The organism is Cellulomonas sp. McL0606, assembly GCF_058248365.1.
In genome coordinates this window covers 1,607,899-1,623,834 of record NZ_CM177779.1, presented here as the reverse complement: position 1 = coordinate 1,623,834, position 15,936 = coordinate 1,607,899, and the positions used below count along the sequence as shown (strand labels likewise).

Annotated in this window: 13 protein-coding genes and 2 pseudogenes; 5 read left to right on the top strand and 10 right to left on the bottom strand. The window is 73.0% G+C overall.

Going from position 1 to position 15,936, the window contains the following annotated elements:
• Positions 1–26: 26 nt before the first annotated feature.
• Positions 27–1,514 (bottom strand): annotated as a pseudogene (gene hflX, locus AC38ZX_RS08230) (GTPase HflX); the annotation flags it as partial.
• A gap of 106 nt (positions 1,515–1,620) precedes the next feature.
• On the opposite strand from hflX, the gene AC38ZX_RS08225 reads away from it, so the two are divergent.
• From AC38ZX_RS08225 to AC38ZX_RS08215, 3 genes and pseudogenes are all read left to right on the top strand, one after another.
• Positions 1,621–2,220: a class I SAM-dependent methyltransferase gene (locus tag AC38ZX_RS08225; protein WP_491296938.1), complete on the top strand. Its 600-nt coding sequence runs from the start codon at positions 1,621–1,623 to the stop codon at positions 2,218–2,220.
• Between the two features lie 59 nt (positions 2,221–2,279).
• Positions 2,280–3,233: pseudogene (locus AC38ZX_RS08220) on the top strand (MFS transporter); the annotation flags it as partial.
• Between the two features lie 82 nt (positions 3,234–3,315).
• Positions 3,316–3,621 (top strand): hypothetical protein, encoded by a 306-nt coding sequence (locus tag AC38ZX_RS08215; RefSeq protein ID WP_491296937.1) that lies wholly within the window; start codon positions 3,316–3,318, stop codon positions 3,619–3,621.
• On the opposite strand, the gene AC38ZX_RS08210 is transcribed toward AC38ZX_RS08215, so the two are convergent.
• From AC38ZX_RS08210 to AC38ZX_RS08190, 5 genes are all read right to left on the bottom strand, one after another.
• Complete coding sequence (locus AC38ZX_RS08210) at positions 3,570–3,839, bottom strand: thioredoxin family protein (RefSeq protein ID WP_491296936.1); 270 nt, start codon at positions 3,837–3,839, stop codon at positions 3,570–3,572. The genes AC38ZX_RS08215 and AC38ZX_RS08210 overlap by 52 nt on opposite strands.
• Positions 3,840–3,890: 51 nt before the next feature.
• Positions 3,891–4,835: a diaminopimelate epimerase gene (dapF, locus tag AC38ZX_RS08205; protein ID WP_491296935.1), complete on the bottom strand. Its 945-nt coding sequence runs from the start codon at positions 4,833–4,835 to the stop codon at positions 3,891–3,893.
• Entirely contained in the window at positions 4,832–5,788 is a 957-nt protein-coding gene (miaA, locus tag AC38ZX_RS08200) for a tRNA (adenosine(37)-N6)-dimethylallyltransferase MiaA (RefSeq protein ID WP_491296934.1), read from the bottom strand. The genes dapF and miaA overlap by 4 nt, the downstream gene beginning before the upstream one ends.
• Positions 5,785–6,273 carry a YbjN domain-containing protein gene (locus AC38ZX_RS08195; RefSeq protein WP_426595322.1) on the bottom strand — a complete coding sequence of 163 codons (489 nt, stop codon included), beginning with the start codon at positions 6,271–6,273 and terminating at the stop codon, positions 5,785–5,787. The genes miaA and AC38ZX_RS08195 overlap by 4 nt, the downstream gene beginning before the upstream one ends.
• Before the next feature lie 75 nt (positions 6,274–6,348).
• On the bottom strand, positions 6,349–7,131 hold the full coding sequence (locus AC38ZX_RS08190) for a class III extradiol ring-cleavage dioxygenase family protein (RefSeq protein ID WP_491296933.1): 783 nt from the start codon (positions 7,129–7,131) through the stop codon (positions 6,349–6,351).
• Positions 7,132–7,414: 283 nt separating this feature from the next.
• On the opposite strand from AC38ZX_RS08190, the gene AC38ZX_RS08185 reads away from it, so the two are divergent.
• Both AC38ZX_RS08185 and AC38ZX_RS08180 read left to right on the top strand, forming a co-directional pair.
• A complete protein-coding gene (locus AC38ZX_RS08185; RefSeq protein WP_491296932.1) occupies positions 7,415–7,807 on the top strand; it encodes a type III secretion system chaperone family protein in 393 nt (130 codons plus the stop codon).
• Positions 7,804–8,325 (top strand): type III secretion system chaperone family protein, encoded by a 522-nt coding sequence (locus AC38ZX_RS08180; protein WP_426595319.1) that lies wholly within the window; start codon positions 7,804–7,806, stop codon positions 8,323–8,325. The genes AC38ZX_RS08185 and AC38ZX_RS08180 overlap by 4 nt, the downstream gene beginning before the upstream one ends.
• A 63-nt stretch (positions 8,326–8,388) precedes the next feature.
• Here the strand turns inward: AC38ZX_RS08180 and AC38ZX_RS08175 are convergent, their stop codons facing one another.
• From AC38ZX_RS08175 to AC38ZX_RS08160, 4 genes are all read right to left on the bottom strand, one after another.
• The gene (locus AC38ZX_RS08175) at positions 8,389–11,784 is read right to left on the bottom strand and encodes a S8 family serine peptidase (protein WP_491296931.1); all 3,396 of its coding nucleotides are present in this window, start codon (positions 11,782–11,784) and stop codon (positions 8,389–8,391) included.
• A 195-nt stretch (positions 11,785–11,979) separates the two neighbouring features.
• Entirely contained in the window at positions 11,980–13,551 is a 1,572-nt protein-coding gene (miaB, locus tag AC38ZX_RS08170) for a tRNA (N6-isopentenyl adenosine(37)-C2)-methylthiotransferase MiaB (protein ID WP_426595317.1), read from the bottom strand.
• Positions 13,552–13,617: 66 nt separating this feature from the next.
• The gene (gene rny, locus AC38ZX_RS08165; RefSeq protein WP_491296930.1) at positions 13,618–15,072 is read right to left on the bottom strand and encodes a ribonuclease Y; all 1,455 of its coding nucleotides are present in this window, start codon (positions 15,070–15,072) and stop codon (positions 13,618–13,620) included.
• A gap of 271 nt (positions 15,073–15,343) precedes the next feature.
• A complete protein-coding gene (locus AC38ZX_RS08160) occupies positions 15,344–15,922 on the bottom strand; it encodes a regulatory protein RecX (RefSeq protein ID WP_426595315.1) in 579 nt (192 codons plus the stop codon).
• Positions 15,923–15,936: the final 14 nt, after the last annotated feature.

The following is a 15,936-nucleotide window of genomic DNA, read 5'->3' as shown; positions in this document are numbered from 1 at the left end:
CTAGTGGCGGACCGCCGCCTCGAGCTCGCCGCGAGGCCCGCGTCGACCCGCGCGCGGATGGCCGTGCCCTCGGCCGTGTGCTCCTCGGTCTCGATGTCCCCGTGCTCGTGCACGCGGCTGACGAGGTCGCCGCGGTGGTACGGGACCACGAGGTCGACGCTCACGCCCGGCCGGGGCAGCTGGTCGGCCACCAGGGCCTGCAGCTCGTCGATCCCCTCGCCGCTGTGCGCCGAGACGACGATCGAGTGCACCTCCCGCGACCGGAGCCGCGCGATGGTCTCGGACGTCGCCAGGTCGGCCTTGTTGAGCACGATGATCTCGGGCACGTCCATGGCGCCCGGGATGTCCGCGAACACGTGCCGGACGGCCGCGATCTGGCCCTCGGGGTCGGGGTGCGACGCGTCGACCACGTGCAGGATCAGGTCGGCGTCGGCCACCTCTTCGAGCGTCGAGCGGAACGCCTCCACCAGCTGGTGCGGCAGCGCCCGGACGAAGCCGACGGTGTCCGCGAGGGTGTAGATGCGACCGTCGATGGTCTCCGCGCGCCGGACGGTGGGGTCGAGCGTGGCGAACAACGCGTTCTCGACCAGCACGCCCGCGTTGGTCAGCCGGTTGAGCAGCGACGACTTGCCGGCGTTGGTGTAGCCCGCGATCGCCACCGACGGGATGGCGTTCTTCTTGCGCGAGGCCCGCTTGGTGAGCCGGGCAGGCTCCATCGCGGCGATCTCGCGGCGGGCTTGGCCATCCGGTTGCGGATGCGACGGCGGTCGAGCTCGATCTTCGTCTCACCGGGTCCGCGGGATCCCATGCCGGCCGCGGCACCACCGACCTGGCCACCGGCCTGCCGGGACATCGAGTCGCCCCAGCCACGCAGGCGGGGCAGGAGGTAGCTGGGGGCCGCTCGACCTGCGCCTTGCCCTCCCGGGACTTGGCGTGCTGGGCGAAGATGTCGAGGATCAGGGCGGTCCGGTCGATCACCTTGACGCGCACGATGTCCTCGAGCGCGCGGCGCTGGGACGGCGCGAGCTCCCCGTCGACGACGACCGTGTCGGCGCCGACGGCCGCGACGAGGGTGGCCAGCTCGGCGGCCTTGCCGGAGCCGAGGTAGGTGCCCGGGTCGGGCTTGGCGCGCCGCTGCAGCAGCCCGTCCATGACCTGGGACCCGGCCGTCTCGGCCAGAGCGCTGAGCTCGCGCAGCGAGATCTCCGCGTCGGTCACGGTGCCGGTGCCCCAGACGCCGACCAGGACGACCTTCTCGAGCCGCAGCTGGCGGTACTCGACCTCGGTGACGTCCTGGAAGCTCGGTGGACAGCCCGGCGACGCGACGCAGCGACGTGCGCTCCTCGAGCTTCGAGCTGGTCGCCGTCGTACGACGAGTGGACCGTCCCCCCGGCCTGCAGCGCCGTCCCCGCCCTCGCGAGCACCCGTGCCACGACGTCGTCTGCCACGTCCTGGGCGGACCGGGTCACCGGGGTGCCGTCCGTCTCGCGGGTGGTGTGCTGCGGGTCGTTCACGCGGTTCCTCTTCTCGTTGCCTGCACCCAGGGTCCCACGGCCATCGCGGCGCGGCCGAGATATTTCGCTGCGGGCCGATCCCGTCGGGGTGGGTAGGGTCGGCGCCGTGAGCGAGCACGACCACTACTTCACCGCCCAGCCCGCGTCCGCCGACGAACGCCGGGTCCTGCGCGCGCACCTGGCCGGCCGGGACGTCGAGGTCGAGACGGCCGGCGGGATCTTCTCCCCCGACCACGTCGACCAGGGCACACGCGTGCTCCTCGACCACGCGCCGGCCGTCCCGGTGACGGGCGACCTGCTCGACCTCGGCTGCGGCTGGGGCCCGATCGCGCTCACGCTCGCCCTGGAGTCTCCGGCGGCGCGCGTGTGGGCCGTCGACGTCAACGAGCGCGCGCTCGACCTGGTCAGGCGCAACGCGACGCGCGTGGGAGTCACGAACGTCACGGCGGCGCGTCCCGACGAGGTCCCCGACGGCGTCCGGTTCGCCGCCCTCTGGTCCAACCCGCCCATCCGGGTGGGCAAGGACGCGCTGCACGAGCTGCTCCTGCGCTGGCTGCCGCGGCTGGCCGACGGCGGCGAGGCGCAGCTGGTCGTCGGGAAGAACCTCGGCGCGGACTCGCTGCAGCGCTGGCTCGCCGACGCGCTGCCCGTGACGGTCACGCGGACCGCCAGCGCGAAGGGATTCCGCGTCCTGAGGGTGTCGTGAGCGCCGCCGGCACCGATCCCGAGGTCGAGTGGCGGCGCCTGCGCCCGACCACCTGGAGCATGTGCGTCCTGATCTTCCTCGTCGCGTTCGAGGCGTTCGCGGTGACCACGGTGATGCCGACCGTCTCCCGTGTGCTCGACGGGACGTCGCTGTACGCGTTCGCGTTCGCCGGGCCGCTGGCCACCGGGGTCATCGGCATGGTCGTGGCCGGGACGTGGTGCGACCGGCACGGCCCGCGGGCACCGCTGTCGGCGGCGGTGGTCCTGTTCGCCGCGGGCCTCCTGGTCGCCGGGCTGGCACCGACGATGTGGGTGCTGGTCCTCGGTCGCCTCGTGCAGGGCGTCGGCGGCGGCGCGATGACCGTCGCTCTGTACGTCATCGTCGCGCGGCTCTACCCGGCCTTGCTGCACCCGCGGGTCTTCGGCGGCTTCTCGGCGGCGTGGGTCCTGCCGTCGCTGGTCGGCCCGGCCGCAGCCGGGGCGGTCGCGCAGCACATCGGCTGGCGATGGGTGTTCGTCGGCGTGGCCATCCTGGTCCTGCCCGTCTCGCTGGTGCTCCTGCCCGCAGTGCGTCGGATCGGGGCGCCCGGCACGCCCGCGGCACCGCCGAAGCGCGGCCGCCTGGCGTGGGCGACGCTCGCCGCGGCCGCCGTGCTCGGGCTGAACCTCGCCGTCTACGTGCACCTGCCCTGGTCCCTCGTCGTCGCGGGGCTGGCGGCGGCGACCGCGATCGTCGCCCTGCGCCCGCTGGTGCCCGCCGGGACGCTGCGGGCCGCCCGAGGCCTGCCCGCCGTCATCGCGACCCGCGCCCTGGTGGCTGGCGGCTTCTCGGGTGCCGAGGTCTACCTGCCGTACCTGTTGACCGACCGGTACGGCTTCGCGCCGACGACCGCGGGCATCGCCCTCACGTTCGCGGCGCTCGCGTGGGCGGCCACCTCATGGCTGCAGGGCCGGCTGGGTGAGCGGCTGACCAGCCACGACGCGATCGTGCTCGGCGCGGCGCTGGTGGTTGTCGCGGTCGCCGGCGTGACCACGGTCGCGGTCGGGCACCTCGCACCGGCGGCGGCGATCGCGCTGGACCCTGGCCGGCGCCGGCATGGGGCTGATCTACTCGCGGCTCACCGTGCTCGTCCTGGCGTACTCGGCGCCCGGCAGCCAGGGCACCCACAGCTCCGCGCTGTCGATCGCGGACTCGATCGGCGCCGCGCTGGCCCTTGCGCTGACCGGGCTCGCGTTCACCACGGTGCTCGGGTCCGGCGCGTCACCCGACCTGCCGTTCACCGCGAGCCTGCTGGTCGCGCTGGTGTTCGCCGCGGGTGCGCTGGGCACCGCGCCGCGGGTCCGTGCGCGTCAGGTCGACGAGACCGCGGACGCGGCGCCGTCGAGCGCGCTGCGCAGCTGAGCGAGCGTCGGGACGCCCGTCGCCCGGCGAACGACCTCGCCCGTCGGGTCGAGGACGAGGACCGTCGGCGTCACGTCGATCGCGAGGCGCTCGCCCAGGGCCGTGTGCTCGGCGACGTCCAGGTCCACGCGCGCCACCCCGTGGCTCGTCGCGACGGCGCGGTCGACGACGTGCCGGGTGGCGCGGCACGGCGCGCAGAACGTGCTGGAGAACTGCACGACCGTCGCACGCTCGCCCAGCGGGGCGCCAAGCTTCCTCGGCGGAGAGCCTCATCGCAGCGCCGACAGGTCGACGTCGGCGGTCGCGACGAGCACCGCGGGGCCGGCCAGCTCGACGTTGCCCCCGGGCAGCACCGTGACGCGCACCGTCCCGCCCGGCACCTCCACCAGCCACACGTCCGGTGCCCCGGCACCCGCCCAGGAGCGGACCGCGAGCGCGGCGGCGCACGCGCCGGTCCCGCACGAGCGCGTCTCGCCCACCCCGCGCTCGTGCACCCGCATCCGCACGCGGCCGACCACGGTGCCGTCAGGGTCGCGGTCCTCCCCGAGGGGCACGACCAGCTCCACGTTGGTGCCATGAGCGGGGACGGGGGTCACGACGGGTGCACGCGTGAGATCGGCGGCCGTCAGCTCGTCCTCGTCCTGCAGCGCCAGAACCACGTGCGGGTTGCCCACGTCGACGCTCAGCCCCGGACGGGCGACGTCGACCCCGGCGACGAGCACCTCGGCGTCGACGCCGTTCGCCACGGCGGCCTCGCCTCCCGGCAGGAACCAGCGGCCCATGTCGACGGCGTACCAGACGTCGTCGCCGATACCCTCAGGCACCGCGACCCGACGAACCCGCTTGACGCCCGCACGGGTGCCGACCGCGAGCTCGGCGACCGAGTCCCACAGGCCGAGCCGCTCGAGGTAGGCGGCGAACACCCGCACGCCGTTGCCGCACATCTCCGCGACGGAACCGTCGCCGTTGCGGTAGTCCATGAACCAGCGCGCTCCGGGCTCCTCGGCCAGGACGGCGGCGCCCTCGGGCAGGTGCTCCGTCCCGATCACGCGGATCACGCCGTCGCCGCCCAGACCACCGCGGCGGTCGGCCAGCTCGCGTACCAGGTGGGCGGTCAGGTCGACCACGCCCTGACGGTCGTCGAGCAGCACGAAGTCGTTCTGCGTCCCGTGGCCCTTGGTCACGTGCAGCGTCGAGGTCGCCACAGCGGTCATGAGCCCAGGCTACGTCGCGGAGCGGGGTCCTCGGTGGCCGGTCCGAGATCGCCCGCGTCGGCGTCGGACACGAGGCCGAGGGCGCGCTCCACGAGGCCCGGGTCCTGGGCGTCCAGCCAGTGCACGCGCGGGTCGCGGCCGAACCAGCCCATCTGCTTGCGCGCGAGCCGTCGGGTGCCCGCCGCGATCGCCTCGAACGCCTCGTCCTGGCCCAGCTCGCCGCGCAGCATCGCCAGGATCTCGGCGTACCCGACCGCCCGCGACGCTGTCCGGCCCAGGCCGCTCGCCAGGAGCGCCTCGACCTCGTCGACAAGTCCGGCGTTCCTCATCCGCTCGACCCGGCCGGCGATGCGGTCGTCCAGCACCGCGCGGTCGCAGTCGAGCCCGATCTGCACCGCCGGCACCTCGTAGACGTGCTGTGGCAGCGACGCGGAGTACTTCCGGCCGGTCAGGGCGATCACCTCGAGCGCGCGCACGATCCGGCGTGCGTTGCGCGGCCCGATGCCCTCGGCGGCCACCGGGTCGGCCGCGGCGAGCTCGGCGTGCAGCGCCCGCGCACCCTCCGCCTCGACGCGTTCCTCCAGCGCGGCACGCACCTGCGCGTCCGTGCCGGGGAAGTCCATGTGGTCGAGCAGCGCCCGCACGTAGAGGCCCGACCCGCCGACCGCCACCGCGCGATGGCCACGGGCCTCGATCTGGTCGAACGCGGTCCGGGCGCGGGCCTGGTAGTCCGCCACCGACGCGTCCTCGTGCGGGTCGAGGACGTCCAGCAGGTGGTGCGGGATGCCGCGGCGCTCGTCGAGCGGCACCTTGGCCGTGCCGATGTCCATGCCGCGGTACAGCTGCATGGCGTCGGCGTTGACCACCTCACCGCCCAGCGCCTGCGCCAGCGCCAGCGCCAGATCCGACTTGCCGGTCGCGGTGGGGCCGACGACCGCGACGACGAGCGTCACTCGAAGGTGATCCGAGCGGGGTCGTCGTACGCGATCGGCGTGCTCGGCGTCTCCGGGACGAACCGCTTGGTCATCTCGCGGAAGAACCCGAGCGACGAGCCGATGGCGGTCGAGAGGTGCAGGTCGAGCTGCTCGTCGGTGACGCCGCGGTCCCACGCGATGGTGTGCTCGGAGTAGACGGCGATCTCGTCCTCGTCGGACTTCACGTAGACCTTGGGCCAGAGCATCTGCTGCGACCACTCGTTGCACGCGATGAGCATGCTGCCCAGCTCGGTCCGCGGGACCGTGTGGCCCCAGCGGCCGCGCACCTGGAAGTACGTCCTGTCGGCACCGACGACCATGAACCAGAACGGGTTCCCGTCCCAGGCGGCGAACAGGTCACCGTCGTCGTCCGTCCCGTACTTGGCACCCTGCGCATCCAGCAGGGCCGCGGCCCGCTCGATCGCCAGGGGCGGCAGGGTGGGCTCGGTGTTCTCGGCAGACATCGGTACCTCGTGGGATCGGTCCGGGCGGGGCCGCGGGTGTTGGTGGGCAACGCAGACTTTACCGGCGGTGCGGCCTCACGCCGTGCCCATGCCGGTGCTGGTGCGGGTGCCGGTGCCGGTGCCGGTGCCGCCGACCGTCCAGACGAGCACGGCGTGCTGCGCCCCGAGCACGACCTCGTCGGCGAGCAGGCGCGCCTCCACCGGCTGGTCGCCCGCCGCGCCCAGCAGGACCTGCCACGGCGCCCAGCCGCGCACGGCGGCTTCCGCGGCCAGACCGGGGTCCGACGAGGCGAGCCGGGCCCGTGCGTCCGGTCCCGCGTCGGCAAGGTCGGTCAGGAGCGCCGCGTCGTACGCGGGTGCCCGGACGTCGTCGGCCAGCGGGGCGTCCGGTCCGTGCCGGCCGCTGCCGGAGCCGACCACGACCAGAGCGGTAGGTCGGTCCTGGGCGAGCGTTCGGCCCAGATCCGCCAGCCCGACGCCGCCCGGTGCGGGCGTCACCTCGACGACCCGGATCCCGCGCTCTCGACCCGCACGTCGGACCACGTGCAGGGCGACCACGCTGGCGATCGACGGCTGCACGAGACCGCCCCCGTCGTCCTCCAGGGTGACGTGGACGGTGGGCCACCGGACCTGGTCGTCCGGGATGCCCGCCGCGGCGAGCGAGGTGCTCACCGAGCCACCGAGCACCCGGTCCGACGCACCGGGTGCGACGACCACGACGACGTCGGGGTTCGACGCCAGGACCTGCGTGATCGCCGTGAGGGTGGGGACGAGCAGGCCGTGGACCGGGCCGGCGTCGCCGGTAGCGCCGTCCACGAGGGTCGCGGTGTCCGGGATCAGTGCGGCGCCGACGAGCATGGACCGACCGTAGCGGCCGGACGGAGGGACTCTGGTCACTCCAACCCGCAACGGGCGCGCCCGCCGGTATGGTCGTGCGCATGCAGCTCGTTCGGGGATCGTGCGCGGCGTTGGTTCCGCGGCCCGGCGCGCCCCTCGGAAGGGGGGCAGGTCATCCCGATCCCGACGGACGACGAGGAGCTCCACGACCGCGTCGCCGAGCTGCCTGGCCAAGGAGCTGGGGGTCGCCGAGTCCTCGACCGACCTGCCGACGGATGTCTCCCCGGCACGGATCGCGGCCTGGATGACGGACAACGCGTTCTCGTACTTCGTCGACAACGACGGCGATCTCGGTGGCCTGTGGCGTGGACGGCTCTTCTACTTCTTCCTCTTCGGTGAGGACTCCGAGATCCTGCAGATCCGCGGCCAGTGGCACCGCGAGGTCGCCATCGAGCGGCTGGAAGAGCTGCTCGACATCTGCAACGAGTGGAACGCCGACCGGATCTGGCCCAAGGCGTACGTCCGCGTCCGGGACAACGGCCGGATCCACGTGGTGTCCGAGGTGGCGACGGACCTGGAGCACGGCGCCACCGACGCCCAGCTCAGCCAGATGCTCTTCTGCGGCCTGTCGACGGGGAGCATGTTCTTCGACGCACTCGACGAGCGCTATCCCGACCCGGCGGGAGTCGCGCCGTGAGCGGCCCCGGGTGGCTGCTGCGGGTGCTGGGCGGGCTGCCCAAGCCGACCAAGAAACCCATCCCGGGTGACGAGCCGCCCTACCTGCTGACCCGCGAGCGCATCGCGGACTACCTGGTCGGCCGCGGATACCGGTTCGTCGTGGACGACGACGGCGACCTCACCGGCACGTGGGACGGCAGCCGGTTCTGGTTCCTCATGCTCGGTGAGCAGCAGGAGATCCTGCAGGTGCGCGGACGGTGGCATCGCGGCCTGCCGCTGGACCAGCGCGCGGCCGCCGCGCTGGCAGTCAACGACTGGAACCGTGAGCGGATCTGGCCCAAGGCGTACCTGCGCGAGGAGGAGGGCGTCCTGGCCCTCTACAGCGAGGTGTCGGCGGACTTCGAACCCGGCGTCACGGATATCCAGCTGGCCCAGCTGCTCGCGTGCGGGCTGGGCACGGGCGTCCAGATGTTCTCGACGCTCGACGTGCTGCTCCCCCGCGACGACACGACGCCGCCGGACGTCCCGGACAACTGAGGCCGCCCCGGAGCCCGTCGGGCCGAGCGCGCCACGTGCGTGGCGCGCTCGGCATCGGTTGGCCTACTTGGTGACCTTGATCGCGACCGGCGCGATCGACGTCGTCCTCAGCAGGGGCGAGGTCAGCTGTGCCGCCAAGGAGTAGCTCCCCTTGGTCACGCCCGTCGCTGTGTACCCGAACGTCACGGACCCGCCCGGCGTCGGACCCGCGGTCGTGACGACGAACTGGCCGTCGGCCACCGGCGTGATGTTCGCGCCGCTCGTCCCGTCCCGGTTCTCTGCACCCGCGCCCAGGTCCGAGCTGATCGGGCTGAGCGCACCGTAGGCGTAGGAGATGCCCTCGGTGCCACCGGTCTGGATCCAGATCTGGAACGAGTTCGGCGCGGTCGTCCCGAACTCCGGGACCGCGTTGTAGTCGACGACGATCCAGCTGTTCGTGCCGTCCGTCAGGGTGCCGGCACGCACGGCTGCTCCCGTGGTCGACGCGTCGAGGTCGGTCCAGTAGGGCGCGAGGACGTTGTTCGGTCGCGCCGTGTTCGGGAACGGCGTCACGTTGCAGCAGTTGTTGTCCTCCGACGTCCCACCCCCGACGACCACGTAGCCGTTGGAGTCGATCCCGATCCGGGTGTACGTCTCGGAGCCGTACAAGAAGGCCGGGACGGTGACGTTGGTGATCGTCTCGTCACCGACGCCGGCGAGCGGAGCGAACCCGAACTGTGAGAGCGGCAGGTATCCGCCGGCCGGGGACGCGCCCGGGACGATCGAGGTGATCGTCGGCGGCAGCGACGCGCTGAGCGTGCCGCTCCAGACCGCTCCCAGCGCGGTCTTCTTCGCCGGGGCCCCCACCGTCGTGATGGGGAGCCCGGCCAGCGACGACACGGCGACCTTCGCCTTCGCCTCGACCGGCAGCGTGTTGGTCGCGGTGACCGTGCAGCTGGTCAGGGTGCCGACGGCGATCGTGGTCGGTGCACAGGTCTGGGCCAGCGTGATCGCCGCGTCACCGGTGTTCACCGCGACGGGAAGGACCGCCGGGATGCCCTTGCTCGGCTTCACCGTGATCTGCCCGGTGTGCCACCCCAGCGCCGTGGCGGTGCCGTCGACGAGGACCGACAGCTTCTGTTTGGCGTTCGCGGCCAGCGTGAACGTCGACGGGCTCACGACGATCTTGAGGCCGTCCGCGCCGGTCGCCGTCACCGTGAACGTCTGGGTCGCCCCCGACACGTTCATGGCCGTGCGGGTCGTCGTCACGGCGCCCGGGAGCGGGTTCACCTCGACGCTCGGCAGGTTGAGGTCGACCCGGTGCTTGGCGTCCGTGAGGACGTCGGTGATCGCCTTCGTGCCCCAGCCGAACGTCACCGTCGGCGCGACGGCCCGGTCGGCCCGGATGGAGCCGGCGCCGCGGTCGAAGACCCCCGCCGCCGTCCCGTCGGCGTTGACGACCGCCTGCAGCGACGACGTCATGAGCGCCGACTTGACCTGCGCCGGCTTCCAGCTCGGGTGCGCGGCCCGGACCAGGAGCGAGACGCCTGCGGCGTGCGGGCTGGACATCGACGTGCCCGCGATCGCCTGATAGAGCTGCCCCGGCAGGCCGGAGTCGACGCTGACCGGCGTCGGCGTGTTGCCGGCGAGCACCTGGACACCCGGTGCGGTGACGTCGGGCTTGATGAAGTCACCGAGCGGGCCCCGGGAGCTGAACCCGGCCATGACGTCGCCCTGGGCGGCCACGACCTGCCCGGCGGCCCAGGTGGCGGTCACACCGGGGTGGGCACCGAGGAAGGCGAGCAGGTCGTCGTTCGGACCCTCGAGGTGGATGGCCGGCAGGAAGTGGTTGTCCGTCTCGGTGTCGCTCGCCGTCGGGTTGTAGAGGATCATCCCCGCGGCGCCGCCCTTGGACGCGTTGAACCCCTTCTCGATGCGGCCGTTGGTGCCTCGCTCGCACACCACGACCTGACCGGTCACCGACCCCGGTGCGAAAGGCGTCAGGCAGAGCGGTCCGCCCGTGTAGCCGGGCACCGCCGCGGCCACCACGACCGGCGTGGCCGGGATGCCCGACGTGACCGTCGCGCCGGCCTTGCTGTACGTGGCACCGTCCGACGACGCGAGCGTGAGGGTCGAGGAGAACGCGCGGTTCGAGGTCGACGCGCCGACCGTCGTGACCCACGGGCCACCGTGCTCGGCGGTGGCGGCTCCCGGTCCGTCGTTCCCGGCGGACGCGTTGACGTTGATCCCCGCCGCGGTGGCGTCGAGGAACGCCAGCTCGACCGGGTCGGTGTAGGGGGACGCGCCGCCGCCGATGGAGAAGTTGATGACGTCGACACCGTCCAGGATCGCCTGCTGGACCGCCGCGACCGAGTCGGACGAGTAGCAGCCGGCCGCCGACGAGCAGACCTTGTACGAGATGACCGACGCTCCGGGGGCGATGCCACTGACCGGTCCCCGGTCGGTCCCGAGCATGGGCGCGCTGGCCACGTAGCTGCCCGCGGCGGTCGTCGCCGTGTGCGTGCCGTGGCCCTCGGCGTCACGTGCCGAGCAGCGGGTCACCGAGACGCAGTACTCGCCGGCTCCGACGCCGCCGACCGCGAGGTTGGTGGCGAGGAACGTGTACGCGCCGATGAGCTTGTTGTTGCAGGTGAACGCGGCGCCGAGGTCTGCCGACCCGTCACCGAACTGGCACGCCCACGGGCCGCCCGCCGGCTTGGGCAGCCCGACGTCCTTGAGCATCGGGTGCTCGGGCCAGACGCCCGTGTCGATGACCCCGATGATCTGGCCCTGACCGGCGTGGTCACGCCCGCCCAGCGACGGCCAGACCTTGTCCGCGCCGATGAACCCCGAGGTGCCGTTCTGCGGCGGTGCACCCGACGCGGTCTGCACCGACGCGGAGACCCCCGCCGTCGTCGCCACGTCCGTCTGGATGTGGTTGACGGCGTCGACCTGGACGGCGGCCACGGACGGGATCGCGAGCAGGTCCTTCGCGCGGTTCTCGGGCAGCGTGACCGCCAGACCGCCGTAGGCGACGTTGAACGTGCCGGTCACGGTGGCCGAGGGCACGACGACCTTGATCGCCTTCGCCGCCGCCGCCGCCTGGCTGTCGACGTGCTTGAGGTAGGTCGACACAGCTGGGTCACTCGTGCGCAGGTGCTTGCCGGTGACCTCCGGGCTGGTTGCCGCGAGGCCGTCGACGCCACCCGCGTAGGCCGCTGCCGCGTCGTAGTCGAGCTTGACCATGATCGTGGTCGACGCGCCGTCCGTGCTGGTGAGCAGGGTGGGGTCGCTCGCCGCGATCTTCGCGCTGGGGGCCTTCGCGGTCTGGATCGTGCGTCCGTCCGGCGTGAGTGCCGTCGCGGTGAACGGGCCCGTGTCCGGTGGCGGGGCAGCGAAGCCCGCGGTCACGGTCGCGGCGGTCACCAGGACCGTCGAGGCACAGATGGACAGGACCCGAAGTTGCCCGCGACGGCGCATCGAAACTCTCCTTGCTGTGTGCTACCGGTGAGTACGCTCAGCGCACTGCGGGCAAACTACCGCGCTTCGGGCGCACAAGACATCCCTTGTCATATCGGGGCATGACGGCCAACATGTATGCCCTCACAGACGCGGTCGACCCCACAGGACGTGGCGGGGTCACCGCAGTGAGCCCCTCGCCTGCGCCTGGACCGACTAGCGGTGCGTGCCGATCGTCGGGAGGCCGAGCGCCACCGGACCCGCGGGTCCGCCGGTGCCGCACGCGTCGGCCGTACCGCCGTGGCCGTGCTCGACCGCGGTCCCCTGCCGACGGTCCCACGCGTCGCCCGCTCGGGTGCGGCGCACGGCGAACGTGCCACCCGGCACCAGGGCAGAGTCGGCGACCAGGTGGTACGGCGCGGCGTAGGTCACGTCGACGCTCACCAGGTCGCCGGGACGCGGGACCTCGCCCCCGTCGGGCACGGCGAGGTGGACCAGGCGGTTGTCTGCGGCGCGGCCCGTGAGCCGGTGCGACGCACCGTCCTTGCGGCCCTCGGTCTCGGCGACCAGCACCTCGACCGTGCGGCCGACCTGTGCCCGGTTCTCCTCCAGCGAGATCCGGTCCTGCAGCTCCGCCAGGCGCACGTAGCGCTCCTGGACGACCGACTTCGGCAGCTCGTCGGGCAGGTCGAACGCGGGGGTGCCGGGCCGCGGCGAGTACTGGAACGTGAACGCGGAGGCGAACCGCGAGGCCTCGACCACCCGCAACGTCTCCGCGAAGTCGTCCTCGGTCTCGCCGGGGAAGCCCACGATGATGTCGGTGGTAATCGCGGCGTCGGGCATGGTCGCGCGGACACGGTCGAGGATGCCGAGGAACTTGTCGGACCGGTAGGACCGCCGCATCGCGCGCAGGATGCGGTCCGAGCCGGACTGCAGCGGCATGTGCAGCTGCGGCATCACGGTCGGTGTCTGCGCCATCGCCTCGATGACGTCGTCGGTGAACGCGGCCGGGTGCGGCGACGTGAACCGCAGGCGCTCCAGCCCCTCGATCGCGCCCGCCGCACGCAGGAGCTTGGCGAACGCGCCGCGGTCGCCGAAGCCGACACCGTAGGAGTTGACGTTCTGCCCGAGCAGCGTGACCTCGACGGCCCCCTGCCCCACCAGTGCCTCGACCTCGGCCAGGATCTCTCCCGGCCGGCGGTCGCGCTCCTTGCCGCGCAGGTGCGGCACGATGCAGAACGTGCAGGTGTTGTTGCACCCGACACTGATGGACACCCAGCCCGCGTAGACGGACTCGCGACGCGTCGGCAGCGTGGAGGGGAAGACCTTGAGGGACTCCTCGATCTCGACCTGCGCCTCGGCGTTGTGGCGCGCCCGCTCGAGCAGGACCGGCAGGACGTCCAGGTTGTGGGTGCCGAAGACGACGTCGACCCACGGCGCCCGCTCCACGATCCCCGCGCGGTCCTTCTGCGCGAGGCAGCCGCCCACGGCGATCTGCATGCCCGGGCGGGCCCGCTTGGTGCCGGCGAGCCGGCCCAGGTTCCCGTAGAGCTTGTCGGCAGCGTTCTCGCGGACCGCGCACGTGTTGATGACGATGACGTCGGCGTCCTCCGCGGCGGCGTCGGCCGGGCTCGCCGCCACGTACCCCGCCTGCTCGAGCATGCCAGCCATGTGCTCCGAGTCGTGCACGTTCATCTGGCACCCGAGCGTCTTGACCAGATACGTGCGCGCGACCGACGGACCGAGGGCGGCTTCGGCGGTCGCGGTGGGCAGCAGGCTGGTGGACATCACGGCCAAGGGTACGGCCGCGTGCCGAGCAGTCCGAAAAGAGGAGGTCCCGAACTGCGGTCGCGATCAGCCGGCCGTGGCGCTGGCCCGGATCTCGCGGACGACCGTCACCTTGATCTCCCCGGGGTACGCGAGGTCGGACTCGATGTGCCGGGCGATCGCGACGGCGAGTTGCGGGAGCGCATAGTCGTCCACCTCGGACGGCTCGACGACCACCCGGACCTCACGGCCGGCGGACATGGCGAGCGCGCGGCGCACGCCGGCGTGGGCGGCGACCAGCTGCTCGAGCTTGTCGATCCGCTCGACGTACTGGTCGAGCTCCTCTCGGCGCGCCCCGGGGCGTGCCGCGGAGATGGCGTCGGCCACCTGCACCAGCACCGCCTCGATCGTCTCTGGCGGGACCTCGTCGTGGTGCGCTGCGATCGCGTTCACGACCGCCGGAGACTCGCCATGGCGACGGGCCAGGTCCGCGCCCACGGTCGCGTGGGTCCCGGGCACCTCCGACGTCAGCGCCTTGCCGAGGTCGTGCAGGAACGCGCCCCGCCGCGTGACCTCGACGTCCGCGCCGATCTCCGCGGCGATCGCGGCCGCGAGGAGGCTGGTCTCCACCAGGTGCTCGAGCACGTTCTGCCCGTAGGACGTGCGCAGCCGGAGCCGCCCGAGCGTGCGGACGAGCGTCGGATGCAGCCCCGTGATGCCGACCCGTTCTGCCGCGTCGTGACCGGCCGACTCCGTGCGCTCGTCCGCGCTCGCCACCGCTTCGGCGTACGCCTGCTCGATGCGCTGGGGGTGGATCCGACCGTCCGCCATGAGCGCCTCGAGCGCCACCTGCGCCACCTCGCGCCGCTCCGGGTCGTAGCAGGAGAGCACCACCGAGTCGGGTTGGTCGTCGACCAGGACGTTCACGCCGGTCAACGCCTCGAAGGACCTGATGTTTCGGCCCTCCTTGCCGATGATGCGGCCTTTCATCTCGTCCGACGGCAGCGGCAGGACCGTGATCGCCGCCTGCGAGCTCGTCGCGACCGCCAGTCGCTGTACCGCCGTGGTGACGATCCGGCGCGCCCGCGACTCCGCCGTCCGGCGTGCCTGGGCCTCGGCCCGCCGCACCTGGGCGGCGGCGTCGTTCTCCGCCTGCGCCCCGATCCGTCGCGTCAGCTCCGCGCGCGCGTCGTGCTCCGTGAGCCCGGACGCCGACTCGAGCTCGGCGCGTGCCGCACGATCAGCATCCGCGACTTGCGGGCGACCTCCCGGTCGAGCTCGTCGCGCAGGCGGGCCGCCTCGCGCTGGTCGTGGGCGACCGCGTCGGCGCGGGCACGGCTCGTGCGCTGCAGCTCGTCGACCTCGGCCCGCTCGGCGGCGAGCACCTGCTCGCGTTCCGTCACCCGTCGGTCCCGGCGCTCGGCGTCCGCAAGCAGCGCGCGGGCCTCGTCCTTGATGGCAGCGACGTCGTCTGCCGCCCGGTCCCGTTGGAGTCCGGCCTCGCGGCGGGCGACGAGCACCAGGACGAGGGCGACGAGGCACGCACCGAGCAGGCCGACGACGGTTGCCAGGGCGCTTGAGTCCACTGCGTCATCCTCCGTCGTCGTCACGCTGCGTCAGGCACGGTCCTGATGCATGTGCCGGCGACCATTCTCTCGCAGGTGAAGAGCGCACACGTCGAAACATCGCCGGACGGTGCCGGGCGATTCCCGACCAATCCGGGCCCTGAATCGCCCCCGAGCGTCGACCGTCTCCCCAGCAAGGGGCCGGTCGACGCCGCCCAGCCGCGCGACCGGGTCGGCCGGCCGACCGTTCAGGACGGCAGAGCGGCCTCGTCGAGCTCGTCCCCGACCGCCGCGGCGAGCTCCTCGCGCACCAGCCGGGACACGAGGCCCGACGGATACCCCTTGCGCCCCAACGCGGCGTAGGTGCGTCGCGCCCGCGTCTGGGCGTCCAGCGACGCCGTCGCGGCGAGCTTGCGGCGGACGAGCGCGCGCGCCGCGGTCTCCTCGTCGTCGCTGTCGACCTCCTCGAGCGCCGCACCCGCGAGCTCGTCGTCGATCCCCTTGCGCCGCAGCTCGACGGCGATCGCACGCCGCGACAGCCCGCGTTCGGCGTGCCGCGTCCGCACGAGCATCCGCGCGAACTCGGCATCGTCGATCAGCCCGACCTCCGTGAACCGGTCGAGCACCTTCTGGGCGACGACGTCCGGCACGTCCTTGCGGGCCATCGCCTCGGCGACCTGGGCCCTGCTGCGTGCCGCACCGGTCAGGAGCCGCAGCGCAATGGCACGCGCCACGGACTCCTGGTCCGGTTCGACGTCCTGCGCAGCCGCGCCGACCGGGGGCGGCTCGTCGCCGCCCCGCCCCCGCCGGCCCGTCTGGAACGTCATGTGGCTCAGAAGTC

Excerpts from the sequence above, each read along its gene's own strand:
- AC38ZX_RS08215 (WP_491296937.1), top strand. The coding sequence starts at position 3,316 with ATGGGGCTGATCTACTCGCGGCTCACCGTGCTCGTCCTGGCGTACTCG.
- dapF (WP_491296935.1), bottom strand. The coding sequence starts at position 4,835 with ATGACCGCTGTGGCGACCTCGACGCTGCACGTGACCAAGGGCCACGGG.
- AC38ZX_RS08195 (WP_426595322.1), bottom strand. The coding sequence starts at position 6,273 with ATGTCTGCCGAGAACACCGAGCCCACCCTGCCGCCCCTGGCGATCGAG.
- AC38ZX_RS08190 (WP_491296933.1), bottom strand. The coding sequence starts at position 7,131 with ATGCTCGTCGGCGCCGCACTGATCCCGGACACCGCGACCCTCGTGGAC.
- AC38ZX_RS08185 (WP_491296932.1), top strand. The coding sequence starts at position 7,415 with ATGACGGACAACGCGTTCTCGTACTTCGTCGACAACGACGGCGATCTC.
- AC38ZX_RS08175 (WP_491296931.1), bottom strand. The coding sequence starts at position 11,784 with ATGCGCCGTCGCGGGCAACTTCGGGTCCTGTCCATCTGTGCCTCGACG.
- miaB (WP_426595317.1), bottom strand. The coding sequence starts at position 13,551 with ATGTCCACCAGCCTGCTGCCCACCGCGACCGCCGAAGCCGCCCTCGGT.
- AC38ZX_RS08160 (WP_426595315.1), bottom strand. The coding sequence starts at position 15,922 with ATGACGTTCCAGACGGGCCGGCGGGGGCGGGGCGGCGACGAGCCGCCC.